This is a genomic window from Streptomyces smyrnaeus (assembly GCF_017676345.1).
Lineage (GTDB): Bacteria > Actinomycetota > Actinomycetes > Streptomycetales > Streptomycetaceae > Streptomyces > Streptomyces smyrnaeus.
Genome location: NZ_JAFFZM010000015.1, coordinates 40,290 through 61,525, shown reverse-complemented (window position 1 = coordinate 61,525; position 21,236 = coordinate 40,290). Strand labels below are relative to the sequence as shown.

Genomic DNA, 21,236 nt, shown 5'->3' with positions numbered 1-21,236 from the left:
TGCGTCCGTCCCGAACACCACCGGGCATAGTGGGGGCCGCCCCACTCGGCGGGGTGCATGACAAGTCAACAGGCGCAAGATCCACTTCAGGGGGAGTTCAGCGATGCCATCGATAGCCAGGTCCGCGCGGCGCCGTCCGGCGCTCGCCGCGGCAGCGGTCGCCGCCGTGCTGGCGGTCACCGCTACGGCCTGCGGCCCGGAGGACGACAAGGCGGACGCCAAGCCCAGCCAGGCTGCCTCCGAGGACAAGCCGAGCCGGGATCTCAAGAAGGACCTGGGGCTCCCCGACGATCTCCCGAAGGACCTGCCGACCTCGCTGGACGATCTGGACGCGTGGAAGAACGGCGCCTGGAACGACTGGGACCGGGACAAGTGGATGAAGGAGGCCAAGGACTTCTTCAACCCGATCATCGACGACCTGTGGAACCCGGACCGCATGAAGGACGCGGACGGGAACGACCGCAAGGTCGACGACTCCGACATCGACGACAGCCCCAGCGGCGGCAGCGACGGCACCGGCGAGGACGAGGGGGTCACCGACCCGACCCCGGAGCCGGTCAAGGCGGCTGGGGTCAGGACGCCCTACACCCAGGACGATCTGCCCGTCGGCAAGGTCTTCATGGACACCCCGAAGGGCGCGATGGTCTGCTCCGGCACGGTCGTCAAGGACCCCCGCCACCCGGGCAAGTCCAACCTGGTCGCCACCGCGGGCCACTGCGTGCACGGCGGAGCGGGCAAGGGCTGGTACCGCAACGTGGTCTTCGTGCCGGACTACAACCCCAAGGGGCTCTCGAACCAGCAGCTGGCCAGCGCCTCGAAGAGCGACGTGGCGCCCGACGGCATCTGGTGGGCCAAGCGCGCCCGTACGACCAAGCACTGGATCGACAACGGCGCGGAGCGCGGCGGCAAGGGCGCGCAGCAGGACTTCGCGGTGCTCCAGGTGCAGCCGGAGGACAAGACCAGCAGCGCCTCGCTGGAGGAGAAGGCCGGCGGCGCCGTCAAGCCCACCTTCACCACACCGCGGGTCAAGTCGATCAAGAGCCTCCGCGCGGTGGGCTACCCGGCCGCACCGCCCTTCGACGGCGCCAGGATGTACTCCTGCACCGACAAGCCCGGCCGGCTCACGATCGACCCGGAGCAGCCCACCATGTACCGCATTGGTTGCACCATGACGGCGGGTTCCTCCGGCGGTCCCTGGCTCGACGCATCGGGCACCCGGCTGCTCTCGGTGACCTCCATCGGCCCGGTCACGGCCGACTGGCTGGCCGGTGCTCGCCTGGGCAAGGAGGCCAAGACCGTCTTCGACACGGTCAGCAAGGAGAGCTGAGTGGCCGTGCGGCCTCGGCACCGTGCGCACGACGCACGTTTCTCGTACGAATTCTCAGGGGGAGCTCGAACCATGTCTCGCATACGCAGCGCCGGACGCGGACGTCCGGTCCTGGTCACCGCGGCGCTCGCGGCGACCCTCGCCCTCACCGCCACCGCCTGTACGGGCGACGACGACTCCGACAAGAAGGCGGACGCCAAGCCCGCCGCGTCCGAGTCGGCCCAGGACTCCGGCGGCGGGAAGGACAGCATCGGCCTCCCGGACAAGCTGCCGAAGGACCTTCCCACCTCGCTGCAGGACCTCGACAAGTGGAAGAACGGCGCCTGGAAGAACTGGGACAAGGACCAGTGGGTGCGCGAGGCCAAGGACTTCGTCAACCCCTACATCAAGGGCCACTGGGACCTGGGGCGGATGAAGAAGGCCGAGGACAACGAGAAGAAGGTCCCGGAGAACATCGAGAGCACCTCGGGCGCGGCCAACACCGCCGAGCCGCGGCCCGTCAAGGCCCAGGCCGTCAAGACGCCGTACACGCGCAACGCCGCTCCCGCCGGCAAGGTCTTCATGGACACCCCTGAAGGCCCGATGGTCTGCTCCGGCACGGTCGTCAAGGACCCCCGCCACCCGGGCAAGTCCAACCTGGTCGCCACCGCCGGCCACTGCGTCCACTCCGGCAAGAGCGGCGGCTGGCTGCGCAACATCACCTTCATCCCGGCCTTCAACGACAAGGGCCGCGCCATGCCGGCGGTCAACAGCGCTCCGCCGCAGGAGGTCGCGCCGTACGGCGAGTGGTGGGTGAAGTGGGCCCAGACCAGCAACTATTGGATCCAGAAGGGCGCCAAGTCCGGGGGCGGCGGCTCCCAGCAGGACTTCGCCGTGCTGCGCGTCGAGCCGGTGAACAAGTCCGGCAAGTCGCTGGAGGAGACCGTCGGCAACGCCATCAAGATCGACTTCAACGCGCCCTCGTCGTCGCGCATCCGTGGCGTCAGCAACTACGGCTACCCCGCGGCACCACCCTTCGACGGCGCCAGGATGTACTCCTGCACCGACCGTCCCGGCGCGCTGACGATCGACCCGTCGCAGCCGGCGCTGTACCGCATCGGCTGCACCATGACGGGCGGTTCCTCGGGCGGCGCCTGGCTGGTCAAGGGGAAGGGCGGCAAGCCGGAGCTGATCTCGGTCAACTCGATCGGCCCGCACCCGGCCACCTGGCTCGCGGGGCCGCGACTGGGCCCGACGGCCAAGGCGGTCTTCGACGCCGCCAGCCGGAAGGGCTGACGAGCGCAGACGCCGGAAGCCGACAGCCGACAGCCGGCATCGACCAGCCGCACCGGCCGGACAAGCCGACCGGGCCGCACCGGTCGGACCAGCCGAGCCGGACAGCCGGTGGGCGCCGGCGAACAGCCGGTGGACGGAAATGGGCCCGCCCCCTCCCGTCGGGAGGGGGCGGGCCCTTTTCCGTGTGCTGGGCGCCTCGGTGTTGCTGTACGCCCTTCTCGCTGTGCGGCTGTACGGCTGTACGGCCCCCGGCTACGGCCGGGCGACCAGCGGCTGGAAGGCGCGCAGCTCCGCGGCAAGCTCCTCGTGCACCCTGGCCTTGAGCAGGGTGCCCTGTTCGATGTGCTCCTCGGAGAGCACCTCGCCCTGGGTGTGCACCCGGGAGACCAGCTTGCCCTCGGTGTAGGGCAGCAGCACCTCCAGCTCGACGGAGGGGTGCGGCAGCTCATTGTCGATCAGCTCGCGCAGCTGGTCGACACCCTGCCCGGTGCGGGCGGAGACGACCAGTGCGTGCTTCTCGTTGCGCAGCAGCCGCTGCAGGACGAGCGGATCGGCCGCGTCCGCCTTGTTGACCACCACGATCTCGGGCACCTCTGCCGCACCGACCTCGCGGATGACCTCGCGTACGGCGGCGAGCTGCTCCTCCGGCGCCGGGTGGGCGCCGTCGACCACGTGCAGGATCAGATCGGCGTCGCCGACCTCCTCCATGGTCGAGCGGAAGGCCTCCACCAGGTGGTGCGGGAGGTGCCGGACGAAGCCGACCGTGTCGGCCAGCGTGTAGGCCCTGCCGCTGGGCGTCTCCGCCTTGCGCACGGTCGGGTCCAGGGTGGCGAACAGCGCGTTCTCCACCAGTACGCCCGCACCTGTGAGCCGGTTGAGCAGCGAGGACTTGCCCGCGTTGGTGTACCCGGCGATGGCGACGGACGGCACCTTGTTGCGTCGGCGATCCCGTCGCTGCACCTCGCGGCCGGTCTTCATCTCCGCGATCTCCCGGCGCATCTTCGCCATCTTCTCGCGGATCCGTCGCCGGTCCGTCTCGATCTTGGTCTCACCGGGGCCACGGGTGGCCATACCGCCACCTGCCGAGCCGGAGCCACCGCCACCCATCTGCCGGGAGAGCGACTGACCCCAGCCACGCAGCCGGGGAAGCATGTAGTTCATCTGCGCCAGCGCCACCTGCGCCTTGCCTTCACGCGACTTGGCGTGCTGGGCGAAGATGTCGAGGATCAGGGCCGTGCGGTCGACGACCTTGACCTTGACGACGTCCTCGAGGTGGATGAGCTGGCCGGGGGTCAGCTCACCGTCGCACACCACGGTGTCGGCGCCGGTCTCCAGGACGATGTCCCGCAGCTCGGCGGCCTTGCCGGAGCCGATGTAGGTGGCCGCGTCCGGCTTGTCCCTGCGCTGGATGACGCCGTCGAGCACCAGTGCTCCGGCCGTTTCGGCGAGGGCCGCCAGCTCCGCGAGGGAGTTCTCGGCGTCGTCCGCCGTACCGGAGGTCCAGACGCCGACCAGCACGACACGCTCCAGGCGCAGCTGCCGGTACTCAACCTCTGTGACGTCCTCCAACTCGGTGGAGAGACCGGCCACTCGCCGCAGCGCCGCTCGTTCGGAGCGGTCGAGCTGATCACCGTCACGGTTCTCGTCGAACGTGTGACTAAGAGCGACGTCCTCTTCCATCAGGGCGTCGGCTCGGCGGTTCGTCGTGGCGATGCGCTGGCCGTTCTGTGGAAGGGAAGAGGAGTGGGTCAAGTGGATCCTTAAGGTCGAGGGAAGATTCTGTACCGCACAACGCCCGGACGCCGGGGAAGATTCCCCCGGCGGGGTGCGGTCCCGAATCGGTCCGCTCCCGCGCCACCGCGCCGTGCGGCCACAAGGATGGTCGCACGGCGCAGCGACGCCGTCACCCGTATTTGCGCCCCCGGCCCGCGCCGGCCGGGAACCCGGGAACCCCGGAACAGAGCCCTGTGGGGCCTACGGGTGGTTGTGGTGCCCCCCGAGGGCTCTGGCGGAGCTCGCGGAGTCGGTGCCCGGCTTCGCATCGGTGCCCGGCTTGGCGGTCGGGCTCTTGGCCGGCTTCTTCTGGGTCCAGTCCGGGTGCCCCGGCATGGGCGGGGTGGTCTTCCCGTAGAGCCACTTCTTCAGGAAGGCGCTCTGGTCCTTGCCGGAGATCTCGCTCGCCAGTTTGATGAAGTCGGCGGTGGTGGCCGTGGAGTCACGGTGCCGGCGCGGCCAGGCGCGCTCCAGCCGGGCGAAGGCCTCCTCGCCGATCCGCTCCCGCAGCGCGTAGAGCACGACGGCGGAGCCGTTGTAGACGATGGGGCTGAACAGCTGGATCTTCCCGCTCTTCCGCGCCGGGAAGAGCGCGGCCGGCGGGCCGTAGCGCTTGCGCCAGGCGTCGGACTGCTCGTAGGAGGCGCGCGCCCGCTCGTCCACCGAGAAGCCGCCCCGCTCCGCGGCGTAGGCCCACTCGTACCAGGTCGCATGGCCCTCGTTCAGCCACAGATCGGTCCAGCGGTGCGGCGAGACGCTGTTGCCGTACCACTGGTGCGCCAGCTCGTGCATCATCAGTGACTCCCGGTACCAGTCCGGGTACTTACGCGAAGAGAGCAGCTTGTGCTCGAAGAGCGAGAGGGTCTGCGTCTCCAGCTCGAAGCCGGTCTCCACCTCGGCGGCCAGCAGACCGTAGTTCTCGAACGGGTACTTCCCCGCCCTGCGCTCCATCCAGGCGATCTGCCGTGACGTCTCGTTCAGCACGGGCTCCAGCGCTTCGCGTTGACCTGTGGGGACAACGTGGCGCAGCGGCAGTCCGTGCGGGCCTTTCGAGCGCACGACAGTGGAACGGCCGATCGACACCTGCGCCAGCTCGGTGGCCATGGGATGCACCATCCGGTACGTCCAGACGGTGTCCTGTCCCGCGCGGGTCCGGCCGGTGGGCAGCCCGCCCGTCACGACGGTCAGCCCGCGCGGGGCCCGTACCCGGAAGGTGAACATGGCCTTGTCCGCCGGGTGGTCGTTGGAGGGGAAGACCCGGTGCGCGGCGTCGGCCTGGTTGGCCATGGCCAGGCCGTCCTTGGTGCGCACCCAGCCGCCGTTCTTGATGGTGGGGTCACTGGTGTGGCGGATCTCGACCTGCATCCGGGCACCGCGCCGCAGCGGCGTGGGCGGGGTGACCACCAGGTCCTCACCCGCCCTGGCATGCTGCGCGGGCCGCCCGTCGACGTGCACCGAGCTGACCTCGCCGCCCGCGAAGTCCAGGTTGAACCGCTCCATGGGCCCGGCGGTGACCTGCGCCTCGATGACGGTACGGGCGTTGAGCGGCCTGCTGTTGTCACCGCTGTAGTCGAAGGACAGGTCGTAGGTACGGACGTCGTATCCGGGGTTGCCCAGCTGCGGGAAGAGGTGGTCGCCGATCCCGGCCGCCGTCGGCGCGGGGAGTGCGGCGCCGACCAGTGCGAGCGCTGTGACGGTGACCGTACCTGCGAGGGCACCGCGCCGTCCGGCGGGTGAGCGAGTGAGGGCTGTGAGGGCCATGGGTCATCGCTACCAGCGGCCGGTGCCGCTGCCGACTCCCCCGGGGCGCGTCCACCCGAAAGGGGACGTCGGGCGCCTCCGCCCGTACGGTCCCGGTCCCCGGCCCGGCGGTCGGAGAGACCGTCAGTTCGCGGCGGTCTGGCGGACCGAGCGGGTGACGTCGTAGACGCCCGGCACCCGGCGCATGGCGCGCATCAGCGCGGGCAGCCCCGCGGCGTCGGGGAGTTGGAGCGTGTAGGTGTGCCGCACACGCTGCTCGCACGGGGGCTCGACGTCGGCCGAGACGACGGCGGCGCCCTGGGCGGCGATGGCCTCGGTGAGATCGGCGAGCAGATGCGGCCGTCCGAACGCCTCGGCCCGCAGGGTGACCCTGCACCCGGCGTCGCCCTGCTCCCAGCGCACCGGCAGGGTGAGGCGCCCGGCGGAGGCCATCCGGGCCACCGACTGACAGCTGTCGCGGTGCACGGTGACGGCGCCGCCCCGTACCGGGAACCCGGTGACCGCGTCCGTCGGTACGGGCGTGCAGCAGCGGGCGAGCCGCACGGGCGTCCCGGGGTGGCCGGGGACGACGGGAATGTTCTCCCCGTACTCCGCGTACTGCTCCGGGTGCTCCTCGACCTCCTGCGGTACGTACGGCTGCCCCAGCCTCCGGTGCGGCTCGTCCCGGAGTTCCTGGTGGCGCCGGCGCTCCTGGTGGAGTTCCTCCCGCGCCGCTTCGGAAAGGACCTCGCGGGCCGCCTGCCGAGTGCCTTCCCGGCCGGCAGCCGGCTCGCTCACGGCCTGGTCGCCCTCGCGTCGGCCGTGCGCGGCGAGCCACTCCCGGATGGCGAGCCGCGCGGACGGCGTCCTCACATGGTCGAGCCACTCGGGGGATGGGCCCGAGGGGCTGCCGTGGCTGGACTCCAGGAAGAGCTGGAGGGCGTCCCCGTCCCGCAGCACCGTGGTGAGTGCCGCCAGCCGGCCGTTGACGCGGGCCCCGATGCACCGGTGAGCGGCCTCTCCCAGCCGGGCGTACGCGGCGTCCACACAGGTCGCGCCCGCGGGCAGCGGCAGCGCACCACCGGCGGTCCCCTCCGCCCCGGGGACGGCGCAGTAGACGGTGATTTCCAGGTCCTGCGCCAGTTCGTCGCGCAGCTCCTGCCAGAAAGTGTTCGGGTCGGGTGCGTGGCTCTGCCACTCCAGCAGGCGCGAGAGCCATCCGGGGCGGGTCGGGTCGGTGCGCTCCCCGGCCGCGTCGGCGGTCGCGGCGGCTGGGCCCTGCGCGGCCCCTTCGGCGGCGTCGGGGGCCGTCTCCCCCGCCACATGCGGGTCGCCGAGGGCGATGACGCCGGTCTCGGCCACCCGGTGCATCCGGCGGGTGCGCACAAGCACCTCGGCGACCCTGCCCTCCTCGTCGGCGATGGCGGTGTGCAGCGACTGGTACAGGTTGAACTTGGGCGCGGCGATGAAGTCCTTGAACTCGGAGACGAGGGGGGCGAAGCAGGTGTGCAGCTCCCCCAGCACGGCGTAGCAGTCCGCGTCCTCGTCCACGAGGACCAGCAGCCGGGCGTAGTCGCAGTCGCCCAGCTGGCCGCGTTTGAGCCGCAACCGGTGCACGGAGACGGTGTGCCGGGGGCGGATGAGCACCTGGGCGGCGATCCCGGCCTCGCGCAGCGTGCGGCGCACCTGGGCGGCGAAGCCGGTCAGCGGGTCGGGGCGCGAGTTGTGCTCGCGGATCAACTCGCGTGTGGCGGTGTGCTCTTCCGGGTGGAGGATCGCGAAGACCAAGTCCTCCAGTTCGCTCTTGAGGGCCTGGATGCCGAGCCGTTCGGCGAGCGGGATCAGCACATCGCGGGTCACCTTGGCGATGCGGACCTGTTTCTCACGCCGCATCACCCCGAGGGTGCGCATGTTGTGCAGCCGGTCGGCGAGCTTGATGGACATCACCCGCACGTCGTTGCCGGTGGCGACGAGCATCTTGCGGAACGTCTCCGGCTCGGCGGCCGACCCGTAGTCGACCTTCTCCAGCTTCGTGACGCCGTCCACCAGATAGCAGACCTGGTCGCCGAACTCCTGCCGCACCTGTTCGAGCGTCACGGCGGTGTCCTCGACCGTGTCGTGCAGCAGCGACGCGGTCAACGTGGTGGTCTCCGCGCCGAGCTGGGCGAGCAGCAGGGTGACCGCGAGGGGGTGGGTGATGTAGGGCTCACCGCTCTTGCGCATCTGTCCTCGGTGCGAGGACTCGGCCAGCATGTAGGCCCTGCGCAGTGGCCGCAGATCGGCCCTCGGATGATGCGCCCTGTGCACCTTGGCGACGTGCTCGATGGCGTCCGGCAAGGAGTCCCGTGGCGTGGCGCCCAGCAGTGCCGCTCTGCTCAGTTTCCGCAGACTGCGCACCGCGCTCATGGGCACCTCCCGCTCTTGCGCACCCCGGGCCGGGGGTGCGATGGTACCGACCCCATCACGTGCCTTCGGCCGGCTCCTGTCGAGCGTGAGGCGGATCACCCCATCGTGCGACGCCGGGTCAGCGAGCGGTCACGGAAACGGACGGCCCGTCAGCAGACGGCATCACGACCGCACGAGAATCGGGCACGCTGTCACGCGAGCAGCTCGGAAGCGATGGTGCCCTCTGCGACGATCTCGGCCGGACCCGTCATCTCGATCTCACCGTCGGCCCGCTCGGTGATCTCCAGTCGACCTCCTGGCACATCCACCGTGTAGGTCACCGCGACCCCGTCCCTGCGGGGGTCCACGCCGTCCCTGCGGGCTGCCGCGACCATCACGGCGCAGGCGCCGGTGCCGCAGGACCGGGTCTCCCCCGCGCCGCGCTCGTGCACCCGCAGCGCCACGTGCCGGGGTCCGCGCGGGACGACGAACTCGACGTTGACGCCGTCCGGGTAGGCAGCGGCCGGCCGTACCTCGGGGGACTCCAGCAGTGGTCCGGCGTCCGCCAGGTCGGAGACGAAGGCGACCGCGTGCGGATTGCCCATGCCGACCTTGCGCACCGGCCAGGTGTGCCCGGCGACGCTGACGGTGATCCCGTCGCCCTCGCCGCCCGGCTCCGCCAGCTCGGCCGTGCCCATCCCGGTGGTGATACCGCCGCCGTCCTTGGCGATGTGGATCTTGCGCACACCCGCCCGGGTGGCGATGGCCAGGTCGCCGGGCCCGGCCAGTCCGGCGCGCTCCAGATAGCGTGCGAAGACCCGGGTCCCGTTGCCGCACATCTCGGCGACGGAGCCGTCGCTGTTGCGGTAGTCCATGAACCACTCCGCTTCGGCGGCCATGGAGCGCGCCTCGGGGTGTGCGGCGGAGCGCACGACGCGTAGCACGCCGTCCCCGCCGATGCCCGCCCTCCGGTCGCACAGCCGCGCCACCGCCTCCGGCGACAGGTCGAGCGTGCCGTCCGGGTCCGGGATGATCACGAAATCGTTCTCTGTGCCGTGTCCCTTGAGGAACGGCACGCCTGGTGCGCTGGTCACGCTGCCGATCGTACGGGAGATCGCGGTGCGCCCCGGTTGTGGGGAGGACGCGCCCCGGTTGTGGGAAGGAGGAGCGGACCGTCGCCGGACGCGGCGCACAGGCCGGACGCGGAGCGGCGACCGCGGACGGCCCTCGCACGCGGCGGCACGGGATCAGCGCAGTCGGGCGACCCGCCAGACGGCCAGGACGACGACGGTGCAGACCACGACGGTGTACATCAGCACGACGCGCCAGTCCGGACGTCCGCCCGAGCCGCGCGCCGGGAGCCCCGGCCAGGTGTGGCCCACCCTGCGGGCCGCCATCACGCCCCAGCCCGCCGCGCAGCCGCACAGCAGGAGCCCGAGCATCGAGACCACCGCTCCTGAGCTGCCGCCGGGCTCGAAGGCCAGGGGGAAGGCGAACATCAGCGAGCCGAGAGCACCGAGCACCACGATGGGTGCCAGCTGCCACAGCCGCAGCTTGCGCTGCGGACGCAGCTCGTGCGGCTCCACCGGGGGGCCGGGCTCCGGCCCGGGGTCCACGGCGGACGGCTCGTCCGGCAGCTCGCGCTCCGCGGAGGGCTCACGGTTCGAGTGGGGCCCGGCGTCCGCGGAAGAAGAGTTGTCGCGAGGGCTGGCCTCCATTGCCACGCGCCCTCCCAACTCCGGCTTCACGGCTCTCAACGATGGTCGATGATGGCACGCCGGGGGTAACGGGACGGTCGCTCAGGGCTTCCCGATGCCATCACGTGATCAGGCTGTAACCGCCTTCGTGAGCAACGACAGCGCCGCACCCGGCAGTTCCCGCCTGTCCGCCACCGCCCCACTGAGCCAGTTCACCCGGGGATCGCGGCGAAACCAGGAATCCTGACGGCGCGCGAAGCGCTTGGTGGCACGGACCGTCTCCCTGCGCGCCTCCTCCAGCGTGCGCTCCCCCGCGAGAGCCGCGAGGACCTGCTGATATCCCAGGGCGCGCGAGGCCGTGCGCCCCTCCCGCAGCCCCTGGCGCTCCAGCTCCTCCACCTCGTCCACCAGCCCCGTCTCCCACATCCGGTCCACGCGGCGGGCGATCCGCTCGTCCAGCTCGGGCCTGGCCACGTCGACGCCGATCTGCACGGTGTCGTAGACGGCCTCGTGGCCCGGCAGATTGGCCGTGAACGGCCGCCCGGTGATCTCGATGACCTCCAGGGCACGCACTATGCGGCGTCCGTTGCTGGGCAGGATGGCGCGGGCGGCCTCCGGGTCGGCCGCGGCCAGCCGGGAGTGCAGGGCGCCGGGGCCGTGCTCGGTCAGCTCCGCCTCCAGCCGGGCGCGCACCTGCGGGTCGGTGCCGGGGAACTCCATGGCGTCCAGTGCCCCGCGCACATACAGTCCGGAGCCGCCGACCAGTACGGGCACCTGCCCCTGGGCGCGCAGCCTGTCGATCTCGGCGCGGGCCAGCCGCTGGTACTCGGCGACGCTCGCGGCGACGGTGACGTCCCATATGTCGAGCAGGTGGTGCGGCACACCCTGCCGCTCGTCCACGGTCAGTTTGGCGGTGCCGATGTCCATCCCGCGGTAGAGCTGCATCGAGTCGGCGTTGATGACCTCGCCGCCCAGCTCACGCGCGAGGAAGACACCCAGGTCGGATTTGCCGGCTGCGGTGGGGCCCACGACGGCGACGACCGGTGGGGAGTCCGAGGAGACAGGCGAGGGGGCGGCTGCGTCATTCACGGGTCAAGTCTCGCAAACCCGCCTCAGGCTCCTCGAACGAGCGACGTGACGGACCGCTCGTGGGGTCGTTCCCCGTTGCGAGGTTCCGACAGCCGGTTTCCGCACCGGTGCCCCGGGGCGGCGCAATGGGACGCTCCGCAAGGCGCGGGATTTCGCCCACACGAGTAAGATCTGGAGTAGATATGGGCGTTTTTGCGAGGCTTCTCCGCCGTTCGTCCAGCAAGTCAACACAGGACAGCCGCGAGGCCACCCCCACGGAGGAAACCGGAGCGCACGAGCCCACCGTCGAGAGGGGCGACGGGGCGGCAGCGGCGGACTCCGGTGCCGGTGCGCCGGACCGGGGCGATGCCCGGAGCCCGGACGGGGAGTCCTCCCGGGAGAGCCCGTCGCCGACCGAGGCCGAGGCGCCCGGGCACGCGAGCGATACGGTCGGTGGCGACGCCGCACCGGCTGACGGGGCCACCGCGGCCGATGCGGCTGATGCCGGGTCCGGCGGGGCAAGCGTCGGAATCCCCAAGCAGCCGTCCGCGGACGAGGCCGCCGACAGCGGGACAGGCGAGAGCGCTCACAAATAGGCCGTGCGGCAAAGTGCCGCACGGCACGGCAGAAAGGGGACCGCGATGGGCTTCATGGACAAGGTCAAGGGCATGCTCGGCCAGCATGGCGACAAGGTCCAGCAGGGGGTGGACAAGGCCGCGAAGCTTGCGGACTCCAAGACCAAGGGCAAGTACAGCGACAAGATCAACACCGGCGCCCGGAAGGCGAAGGACGCCACACAGCGGCTCGCCGACGAAGGCCGCGGACAGGGCGGCTCGGGCAACGGACCGAGCGGCTCCGGCCCCACCGGCGGCGGCAGCGGCTCCGGCCCCACGGGCCAGGGCCCCGGCTCCGGCTCGGGCTCCGGCTCCTGATTCGGGAGCCTGCGAGTCTCAGCCAGCCCTCTCGGCGCTCAGCGGGGGTGTACGGTGCGCGATCAGCGCCGCACACCCCCGCTGCCGCGTACACATCCGTTCCACCGCGTTCACCGCGTTCAACGGCTCACGGCTCACGGCTCACGACCAGCTCGCCACCAGGTAGCCCACGCCGTAGGGCGCTTCGTCGTAGAGCAGTCGTCCGGCCAGGTCGGCCCCCTGTGCGGCACCCGCGAGCGTCTGCCAGGACGAGCGCCCGGCGGCCTTCAGGTCGTACGCCAGCTCCTCGTCCAGGGCGAGCAGCGCCGCGGTGTCGGCGCTGCCCAGCGCACGCGCCGCCTCCGCGTCGAAGGCGGCGGCCCGCTCGTCGAAGTAGCCCGGCGCCTTGAGGGTGCGGCAGTTGCTGCCGTCACCCATCACCAGCAGCGCCACCCGGTCCGCGCGCGCCGCCAGCCCACGCCCCGTCTCCTCGCAGCGGGCCCGCGTGAGCGGTTCCCCGATGCCGAGCCCCTCGACCGGGCAGCAGGTCCATTCCGTGCGCTCCAGCAGCCAGGCGCCGACGGCCAGCGACGGGGGCAGCTCGCGCCGGGCGGGCTCACCCTTGCCGAGGCTCACCTCCAGCGGGACACCGAACCCGGCGAACGATCCGCGCGTGCCCTGCGGATGCGGGCCACGCCCCGACGGTTCCGCAGGGCCGAGCACGAACAGCTGGTCGGGGCGGGCCGCCGCCAGGACGCCCAGGGCGTCGTAGCAGGCGGCGCGTGCCGCGTCCATCTCGGGAGCGGCACCACCCGCGACCTCGGGAACGAGCAGCGGGGGGCAGGGGCATACGGCTGCGGCGACAAGCATGGCGCGCAGCTTAAGTGCCGTTCGCACCACTTCCCACCCTGCCCGCGCCGTGACTCACCCGAGCGTGCGAGATCGGCCGAAACGGATGACGCGGGAGCAGCCGACGGCTTACGTCCTCCCGGCCGCTCCGGGGCGTCAGCCCAGGCCGCAGCCGCCGGTGGCGGCCGGCAGCGGCTCCGGGGCGCCGACGGTGGGCAGACCGAGCATGACGCCCTTGCCCTGCTCCTCCTGCGGCGCAGCGGTGCGGCGCTCCCAGGCGTCGCCCGCGCGGGTGCGGCGCACGGCCGTGGCGGGGCCTTCGGCGAGCAGGTGGTGGGGCGCGGCGTAGGTGATGTCGACGGTCACGACATCGCCGGGGCGCACCGGCTCGTCGGGCCGGGTGAAGTGCACCAGCCGGTTGTCGGGGGCGCGGCCCGACAGCCGTCGGGTGGCGTCGTCCTTGCGGCCTTCGCCCTCGGCGACCATCAGCTCCAGCGTGCGGCCGACCTGCTTCTTGTTCTCCTCCCAGGAGATCTCCTCCTGGAGGGCCACCAGGCGCTCGTAACGCTCCTGGACGACCTGCTTGGGGATCTGGTCGGGCATCTCGGCGGCGGGGGTGCCGGGGCGCTTGCTGTACTGGAAGGTGAAGGCCTGGGCGAACCGGGCCTCGCGCACCACGTGCAGCGTCTCGGCGAAGTCCTCCTCGGTCTCGCCGGGGAAGCCCACGATGATGTCGGTCGAGAGCGCGGCCTCGGGGATGGCGGCGCGGACCTTCTCGATGATGCCGAGGAAGCGCTCCTGCCGGTAGGAACGGCGCATCGCCTTCAGGACGCGGGAGGAGCCGGACTGCAGCGGCATGTGCAGCTGCGGCATCACATTGGGCGTCTCGGCCATGGCGGCGATCACGTCGTCGGTGAAGTCGCGGGGGTGCGGGGAGGTGAAGCGGACGCGCTCCAGCCCCTCGATACGGCCGCAGGCGCGCAGCAGCTTGCTGAACGCCTCCCGGTCGCCGATGTCGGAGCCGTAGGCGTTGACGTTCTGGCCGAGCAGGGTGATCTCGCTGACGCCCTCGTCGACCAGCGTCTCGATCTCGGCGAGGATGTCGCCGGGACGGCGGTCCTTCTCCTTGCCGCGCAGCTGCGGGACGATGCAGAAGGTGCAGGTGTTGTTGCAACCCACGGAGACCGAGACCCACGCCGCGTAGGCACTCTCGCGACGGGTGGGCAGCGTGGAGGGGAACGCTTCCAGCGACTCGGCGATCTCCACCTGCGCCTCGCTCTGCAGACGGGCGCGCTCCAGCAGTACGGGCAGCTTCCCGACGTTGTGGGTGCCGAAGACGACGTCGACCCAGGGGGCCTTCTTGACGATGGTGTCCCGGTCCTTCTGCGCCAGGCAGCCGCCGACCGCGATCTGCATACCGGGGCGGGCGGCCTTCTTGGGCGCGAGCTGGCCGAGGTTGCCGTAGAGCCGGTTGTCGGCGTTCTCACGTACGGCGCAGGTGTTGAAGACGACGACATCGGCGGCGTCGGCGTCCTGCGGCGCACGGACGTAGCCGGCGTCCTCCAACAGGCCCGCCATCCGCTCGGAGTCATGGACGTTCATCTGACACCCGAAGGTGCGCACCTCGTACGTCCCCTTGACGTCCACTGCCTGACTCCGGTCGCTGCTGCTCATGCGACAAGGGTAGGCGTTCATGCGGGTGGCCCCGGCCGCCCGGGCGGGTACCCTCGGACGCTACCGGGGTACTGTGACACACGTCACTTGGTGGGGAGTTCGTGGGGCAGCCGCAGCGTCGCCCAGACCGTGTTGCCGTCGGTGACGGTCGAGGGCCGCACTCCCCAGTCGGCGGCGAGCGCGGCCACGATGCACAGGCCCCGACCGCTCTCGTCGGCGGCCTCGCTGTCCTTCAGTTGCGGCCTGTCGTCACCTTCGGCGTGGTCGTGCACCTCGATGCGCAACAGTGCGGCTGTGGGCGTCTCCCGGGGGGCCAGAGCGGCACGGCAGACGAGCTCCGCATCGGGCAGGCAGCGCGTGTGCACGACGGCGTTGGTGGTCAGCTCGGAGAGCAGGAGCACGGCGTCGTCCACCGTCTCGGCAGGTATCGACGGGTCCTGCCGCTCCTTCAGCCACGAGGTGAAGGCGAGGCGCGCCCGGCCGATGTACTGCTCCCGAGCGGGGAAGCGCAGCTGCCATGTGGGGTCTTCCGCGCGTCCGGGTGGCGCCGTGGGGTGCGAGGCACCGCCGGACGCCGGAGACGCTGTCGTGGAGGCTGCTGCGGGATCCCTGCGAGCGGGGGCGGCGTACACGTGGAGGCGCCTTCCGTCGAGCTGGTCCCGGCCCCGCGGAAGGGCCGTGACGCGTGGTCTGCCCGTCACTATGGCCTCTGCAGTTCCACTCAGCAAGCGACAGTGTGAAATTTGCAGTTCGCGAATCGGCGCGTTCGCACTCGGCCACTCTGCGTGGTGACTCGCACCACTCCCCTCGTGGCCGCAGTGCTGGCAGTATCCCTTTTCATGGCCAGCCTGCGTCCGCGAACGGTGTCCCGTCCGAAGCGCCGCCCGGGCGGACTCAGCACCGGTCGGCGACGCCTCCTGTGGGGCGCGGCTGCCGTGCTCGTCGTGTGCGGGCTGCTGGTGTGGTGGCTGCGGCCGTCCCCGTCGCCCTCGCCGGGCGGGAAGGTCACCTTCGCCACCGGTGTGCGCACCGGTGTGTACGAGCGCTACGGCACGCTGTTCAAACAGCGGCTGGCCCGCGATCTGCCCCGTGTCGACCTGGAGCTGCAGCACAGCCAGGGGTCCGTCCAGAACTTGACGCGGATCGTCTCCGGACAGGCGGACTTCACCATCACCGCCGCCGACGCACTCGCCGCCTACCGGAACAAGGGCGGAAAGGACGCCTCCCGCATCCGGGCGTGCGCGCGGCTGTACGACGACTACATGCACCTGGTGGTGCCCAGGAACTCACCGGTCGACAGTGCGAAGGACCTCAAGGGCATGCGGGTGGGCGTCGGCGAGAAGCGCTCGGGGGTCGCCCTGGTGACCAAGAGACTGCTGAAGGCCGCGGGGCTGGACATGGACCACGACGTGCACCCGGTGCGCAAGGGCATCGACACGATGCCCGGGCTGCTGACCGAGGGGAAGCTCGACGCGTTCTTCTGGTCGGGCGGGCTGCCGACCGGCGCCGTCGAGCGCCTGGCGGAGGGGGCGGACATCCGGCTGGTGCAGCTCGGCGACCTGCTGCCCCGGCTGCACGAACAGCGCCCCGGGACGCGCTACTACCGAGCAGCCGTGATGCCGCCCGACGCCTACCCCACCGTGCAGCGCGGCCGGTCCGTCAAGACGGTGGCCATCGCCAACCTGCTGGTGACCATGGACCGTACCGACGCCGCGCTGACCGAGGGCGTCACCCGCTCCGTCATCAAGAGCCGGGACCAGATCGGACGTGAGGTGCACGCCGCGCAGAAGGTCGACCTGCGTACCGCCATCTACACCGACCCCGTACCGCTGCACGAGGGCGCACGCCGCTACTACCGCTCCGCCAAGCCCTGACCGGAACACCGTCCCCGTCCCCGCCCCAACACCTTCCCGCCTCAACACCGTCCGCACCGAACGCCGTCCGCACCGAACACCGCACCGACCGGAACGCATGACCGGAACGTCGCCGCCGACGCCAGGCCCCGACCCCACCAAGGAGCCGACCGATGCATGACGACCGCCGCACCGTCGAGGACCGGCTGCGCCGCGTACTGGACGAGCGCGTACGGCCCGCTGTCCACACCCGCGCACTGCCGCTGACCGTCGAACGCTGGGAGGCACCGGGAGAGCCGGTACCGGTCGCCGAGGGCCTCTCCGCGCCTTACCGGCCGGCGGCGGTGGGCGAGGCCTGGGGGCCGGCCTGGGGCACCACCTGGTTCCGGGTGACGGGGCAGGTGCCGCAGGCGTGGGCGGGCCGGACCGTGGAGGCCGTACTGGACCTGGGGTTCGAGCGGGACATGCCGGGCTTCCAGTGCGAGGGGCTGGTCCACCGCGCGGACGGCACCGCGGTCAAAGGGCTGCACCCGCGCAACTCCTGGGTGCGGCTGGCGGACGCGGCCGCCGGCGGCGAAGAGGTCGAGCTGTACATCGAGGCCGCCTCCAACCCCATCGTCAACACACCGCAGACACCGACGTACCAGGGCGACGTGCACACCGCCCACAGCGAACCGCTCTACCGGCTGGCGCGGATGGATCTGGCGGTCTTCGAGCCGCAGGTGTGGGAGCTGGCCATGGATCTCGAGGTGGCGGGCTCGCTGATGCGCGAGCTGCCGCTGGAGGACGCCCGCCGCTGGGAGCTGCTGCGCGCCCTGGAACGGGCCCTGGACGCCGTGGATCCGGCCGATGTGCCCGGGAGCGCCGACCGGGCCCAGGAACGGCTCACAGCCGCACTGACGGCCCCCGCGCGGGCCTCCGCGCACCGGGTCAGCGCGGTGGGGCACGCACACATCGACTCGGCGTGGCTGTGGCCGCTGCGCGAGACGGTCCGGAAGGTCGCGCGTACGGCCTCCAACATGGTGGCGCTGATGGACGACCACCCGGAGTTCGTCTTCGCCATGTCGCAGGCCCAGCAGTTCGCCTGGATCAAGGAACACCGACCCGAGGTGTACGCCAAGGTCGTGCGGAAGGTCGCCGAGGGACGGTTCGTCCCCGTGGGCGGCATGTGGGTCGAATCGGACACCAACATGGTCGGTGGCGAGGCCATGGCGCGGCAGTTCCTCTACGGCAAGAAGTTCTTCCTGGAGGAGTTCGGGATCGAGACCGAGGAGGTGTGGCTGCCCGACTCCTTCGGCTACACGGCCGCGCTGCCGCAGCTGGTGAAACTGTCGGGGTCGACCTGGTTCCTGACCCAGAAGATCTCCTGGAGCAGCACCAACCCGTTCCCGCACCACACCTTCTGGTGGGAGGGCATCGACGGCACACGGGTCTTCACCCACTTCCCCCCGGTCGACACCTACAACTCGACGCTCAGCGGCGAGGAACTGGCACACGCGGCCCGCAACTTCCGTGAGAAGGGCGCCGCCTCCCGCTCCCTCGTGCCGTTCGGCCACGGCGACGGCGGGGGCGGCGCGACCCGCGAGATGCTGGCCCGCGCCGCCCGGCTGCGGGACCTGGACGGCTCACCGCGGGTGACGGTGGAGAGGCCCGCGGAGTTCTTCGAGAAGGCGCGGCAGGAGTACCCGGACGCGCCGGTGTGGCAGGGCGAGCTGTATCTGGAGCTGCACCGGGGGACGTACACGTCGCAGGCCAAGACCAAGCAGGGCAACCGGCGCTCGGAGTCACTGCTGCGCGAGGCCGAACTGTGGGCGGCGACCGCGGCCGTGCGCAACGGCGGCTACGCCTACCCGTACGAGCGGCTGGAGCGGCTGTGGAAGACGGTGCTGCTGCACCAGTTCCACGACATCCTGCCGGGCTCCTCCATCGCCTGGGTGCACCGGGAGGCCCGCGAGACGTACGCGCGCGTGGCCGAGGAACTGACGGAGATCATCGACGGGGCGCAACAGGCACTCGCCGGGCGCGGGGACCGGCAGCTCGTCTTCAACGGCTCCCCGCACACCCGCCGCGGCGTCCCCGCCGGCGGTGCCCGGCCGGTCGACGGGCGCGGGGCGCACGGGCCCCAGCAGGGCGAGCCGCACGGGCTCCAGCAGGGCGAAGGGGCCGTCACCGTGGCCGAGCGGGCACACGGCGGCTGGACGCTGGACAACGGGCTGCTGCGTGTGGAGGTGGACAGCCGCGGTCTGGTCGTCTCCGCCTACGACCGGCGCGCCCGGCGAGAGGCGGTCGCACCGGGGCAGGCGGCCAACCTCCTCCAGCTGCACCCCGACCTGCCCAACCACTGGGACGCCTGGGATGTCGACGCGTTCTACCGGCACACGGCCACCGATCTGACGCAGGCGGACGAGGTGACCGTCGCCGAGGCCGACGGAAGCAGCGCCACCGTCCGGGCGGCCCGGTCCTTCGGCCGCTCGACCGTGGTGCAGACAGTGACCCTGCAGGCGGGCAGCGCGGTGCTGCTCCTGGAGGCCGATGTCGACTGGCACGAGAGCGAGAAGCTGCTCAAGGCCGCGTTCCCGCTGGATGTGAAGGCCGACAGGTCCGCCGCTGAGACCCAGTTCGGACACGTCTTCCGGCCCACCCACACCAACACGACGTGGGAGGCGGCGAAGTTCGAGATCTGCGCACACCGCTGGCTGCACGTGGCGGAGCCGGGCTGGGGTGCCGCGCTGGTCAACGACTCGACGTACGGACACGACGTCACACGGGACATCCGCGAGGACGGCGGCCAGACCACCACCGTCCGGCTCTCGCTGCTGCGCGCTCCCCGCTATCCGGACCCGGAGACCGACCAGGGGCGGCACCGGATGCGCTACGGGCTGGTGCCGGGTGCGACCCTCCTGGACGCGGTGCGCGAGGGCCACTGGATCAATCTGCCCGAGCGGGCCGTACGCGGCGACGGCAGCCCCGTCACGCCGCTGGTGACGCTGGAGGGGGAACAGGGCGACCAGATCGTCGCCGAGACGGTGAAACTGGCGGAGGACGGCAGTGGCGATGTGGTGGTACGCCTCTACGAGTCGCTGGGCGGCCGGGCGAGCGCACTGCTGGCACCGGGGTTCCCCGTCACCTCGGTGACCGAGACGGACCTGCTGGAGCGGCCGCTGCCCGACCAGCAGACCCACCACACCGTGGAGGACGCCGGGGTCCGGGTGACGCTGCGGCCCTTCCAGATCGTCACTCTGCGTCTGGGGCGTTCCGGGGGACGGTGATCAGCACCCGCAGTCCGCGCGGCTCGTTGTGCGCGAAGGACAGCCCCGCGCCGCCCCCGGTGAGCAGGGCACGGGTGATCGACAGACCGAGCCCCGAGCCGGAGACGTTCTGGTGGCGGCCGCTGCGCCAGAAGCGGTCGCCCACCCGCTCCAGTTCCTCATCGGTCAGTCCGGGCCCCGCGTCGGCCGTCTCGACGGTGACGCTGTCGCCCTCCGCGCGCACCGTGACGGTGACGGTGCCGTCCTCGGGGGTGAACTTCACCGCGTTGTCGACAACGGCGTCCAGCGCGCTGGAGAGGGCCACCGGGTCGGCCCACCCGGTCGCGGCCGACTGCCCGGCCAGGTTCAGCTGCACGCCCTTGTGCTCCGCGGTGGGCCGCCAGGCGGCGACCCGTTCGGCGGCGATCTCGGCGACGTCGGTCAGCTGGACGTGCGCGGTGTCGGAGTGTTCGGCCAGTGCGAGGTCGAGCAGGTCGTCCAGCACACGTGCAAGTCGCTTGCCCTCGGCCCGCACGGAGGCCATCTCCTCGTTGCCCTCGGGCAGCTCCAGTGCGAGCAGTTCTATGCGCAACAGCAGCGCGGACAGCGGGTTGCGCAGTTGGTGCGAGGCGTCGGCGACAAAGGCACGCTGCTGCTCCAGCACGCTCTCCAGGTTGCCCGCCATCTCGTTGAAGGAGTGCGCCAGTCTGCGCAGTTCGGGAGGGCCGACCGAGTCGGCGACACGGGAGGTGAGCTTGCCGGTGGCGATCTCGTGCGCTGCCCGATCCAGCGTCCGTACCGGCTTGAGCACCCACCCGGTCAGTCGGAGCGCTGCACCGAGGGCCAGCAGCATGGCGGCTGCCTCACCGACGGCGATGGCCAGCCAGCCGCGCAGGATCCGCGACCGCATGGGTCCGGTGGGTGAGTCGGTCAGCACCACTGCCGCCACGTCACCGTCCCGGATGACAGGAGAGGCGACGGCGATCCGGCCGTCGCTCTGCCACGGCCACACCTGTGGCGGATCGTGGCTGCGGCGTCCGGCCAGCGCCTCGGCGAAAGCACGCGCGCCGTCCGGCCGGCCCTTGCGACCGGCCTGCTGTCCGTCTCCCGGCACCCGCCAGTCGGCGGGAGCGGCGGCCATGGTGCGGCCGTCGCGGTAGAAGACACCGGCGCGGATGCCGTAGAGGGAGTGGTAACGGTCGAGTTCGTGCTGCAGGGTCGCGCGGCGCTCGTCCGGCAGGCTGGTGGAGGTGACGAACTGGGCGAGCGAGGCGAAGCGCGCGGTGTCGTCGATCCTGTCGACCACCACCTGCTGCTGCTCGGCCTGCGCCTGGCTCAGCGCCAGCGGGAAGCCCAGCGCGAGCAGGACCCCGGCCAGCAGGACGATCAGAAGGGGGAGGAGGCGGCTGCGCACGTCGTCGTTCCGGTCCGGTTCG

Annotated in this window: 15 protein-coding genes; 5 read left to right on the top strand and 10 right to left on the bottom strand. The window is 71.6% G+C overall.

The features are described from left to right. Positions 1 to 103 precede the first annotated feature (103 nt). Both JW613_RS23485 and JW613_RS23480 read left to right on the top strand, forming a co-directional pair. The gene (locus tag JW613_RS23485) at positions 104 to 1,327 is read left to right on the top strand and encodes a trypsin-like serine peptidase (RefSeq protein ID WP_209212944.1); all 1,224 of its coding nucleotides are present in this window, start codon (positions 104 to 106) and stop codon (positions 1,325 to 1,327) included. A 72-nt stretch (positions 1,328 to 1,399) separates the two neighbouring features. After that, a complete protein-coding gene (locus JW613_RS23480) occupies positions 1,400 to 2,602 on the top strand; it encodes a trypsin-like serine peptidase (RefSeq protein ID WP_209212943.1) in 1,203 nt (400 codons plus the stop codon). Positions 2,603 to 2,854: 252 nt separating this feature from the next. Here the strand turns inward: JW613_RS23480 and hflX are convergent, their stop codons facing one another. From hflX to miaA, 6 genes are all read right to left on the bottom strand, one after another. Then, positions 2,855 to 4,354, bottom strand: a complete 1,500-nt coding sequence (hflX, locus tag JW613_RS23475; protein ID WP_209212942.1) for a GTPase HflX — start codon at positions 4,352 to 4,354, stop codon at positions 2,855 to 2,857. Positions 4,355 to 4,576: 222 nt separating this feature from the next. Beyond that, positions 4,577 to 6,136, bottom strand: a complete 1,560-nt coding sequence (locus JW613_RS23470) for a M1 family metallopeptidase (RefSeq protein WP_209212941.1) — start codon at positions 6,134 to 6,136, stop codon at positions 4,577 to 4,579. A 123-nt stretch (positions 6,137 to 6,259) separates the two neighbouring features. Further along, on the bottom strand, positions 6,260 to 8,521 hold the full coding sequence (locus JW613_RS23465) for a RelA/SpoT family protein (RefSeq protein ID WP_209212940.1): 2,262 nt from the start codon (positions 8,519 to 8,521) through the stop codon (positions 6,260 to 6,262). Positions 8,522 to 8,712: 191 nt separating this feature from the next. Beyond that, entirely contained in the window at positions 8,713 to 9,594 is an 882-nt protein-coding gene (dapF, locus tag JW613_RS23460) for a diaminopimelate epimerase (RefSeq protein ID WP_209212939.1), read from the bottom strand. A 153-nt stretch (positions 9,595 to 9,747) separates the two neighbouring features. Continuing rightward, positions 9,748 to 10,218 (bottom strand): hypothetical protein, encoded by a 471-nt coding sequence (locus tag JW613_RS23455; RefSeq protein WP_209212938.1) that lies wholly within the window; start codon positions 10,216 to 10,218, stop codon positions 9,748 to 9,750. Positions 10,219 to 10,326: 108 nt separating this feature from the next. Further along, entirely contained in the window at positions 10,327 to 11,286 is a 960-nt protein-coding gene (gene miaA / locus JW613_RS23450; protein WP_209212937.1) for a tRNA (adenosine(37)-N6)-dimethylallyltransferase MiaA, read from the bottom strand. A 620-nt stretch (positions 11,287 to 11,906) separates the two neighbouring features. On the opposite strand from miaA, the gene JW613_RS23445 reads away from it, so the two are divergent. Further along, on the top strand, positions 11,907 to 12,197 hold the full coding sequence (locus JW613_RS23445; RefSeq protein ID WP_209212936.1) for an antitoxin: 291 nt from the start codon (positions 11,907 to 11,909) through the stop codon (positions 12,195 to 12,197). 141 nt (positions 12,198 to 12,338) lie between these two features. Here JW613_RS23445 and JW613_RS23440 read toward each other — a convergent pair whose 3' ends face one another. The 3 genes from JW613_RS23440 to JW613_RS23430 all read right to left on the bottom strand — a co-directional run bounded on the left by JW613_RS23440 (position 12,339) and on the right by JW613_RS23430 (position 15,331). After that, complete coding sequence (locus tag JW613_RS23440) at positions 12,339 to 13,046, bottom strand: class III extradiol dioxygenase subunit B-like domain-containing protein (RefSeq protein ID WP_209213060.1); 708 nt, start codon at positions 13,044 to 13,046, stop codon at positions 12,339 to 12,341. A gap of 135 nt (positions 13,047 to 13,181) precedes the next feature. Then, positions 13,182 to 14,699, bottom strand: a complete 1,518-nt coding sequence (miaB, locus tag JW613_RS23435; RefSeq protein ID WP_209212935.1) for a tRNA (N6-isopentenyl adenosine(37)-C2)-methylthiotransferase MiaB — start codon at positions 14,697 to 14,699, stop codon at positions 13,182 to 13,184. Positions 14,700 to 14,782: 83 nt separating this feature from the next. Further along, complete coding sequence (locus tag JW613_RS23430) at positions 14,783 to 15,331, bottom strand: ATP-binding protein (RefSeq protein ID WP_209212934.1); 549 nt, start codon at positions 15,329 to 15,331, stop codon at positions 14,783 to 14,785. A gap of 207 nt (positions 15,332 to 15,538) precedes the next feature. Between JW613_RS23430 and JW613_RS23425 the strand changes: the two genes are divergently transcribed. Then, the gene (locus JW613_RS23425; protein ID WP_209212933.1) at positions 15,539 to 16,573 is read left to right on the top strand and encodes a TAXI family TRAP transporter solute-binding subunit; all 1,035 of its coding nucleotides are present in this window, start codon (positions 15,539 to 15,541) and stop codon (positions 16,571 to 16,573) included. 152 nt (positions 16,574 to 16,725) lie between these two features. Beyond that, positions 16,726 to 19,821, top strand: coding sequence for an alpha-mannosidase (locus JW613_RS23420; RefSeq protein WP_209212932.1), 3,096 nt, complete (start codon positions 16,726 to 16,728; stop codon positions 19,819 to 19,821). Here JW613_RS23420 and JW613_RS23415 read toward each other — a convergent pair. Continuing rightward, complete coding sequence (locus tag JW613_RS23415; protein WP_209212931.1) at positions 19,787 to 21,214, bottom strand: sensor histidine kinase; 1,428 nt, start codon at positions 21,212 to 21,214, stop codon at positions 19,787 to 19,789. The two genes, JW613_RS23420 and JW613_RS23415, sit on opposite strands and share 35 nt — an antisense overlap. Positions 21,215 to 21,236: the final 22 nt, after the last annotated feature.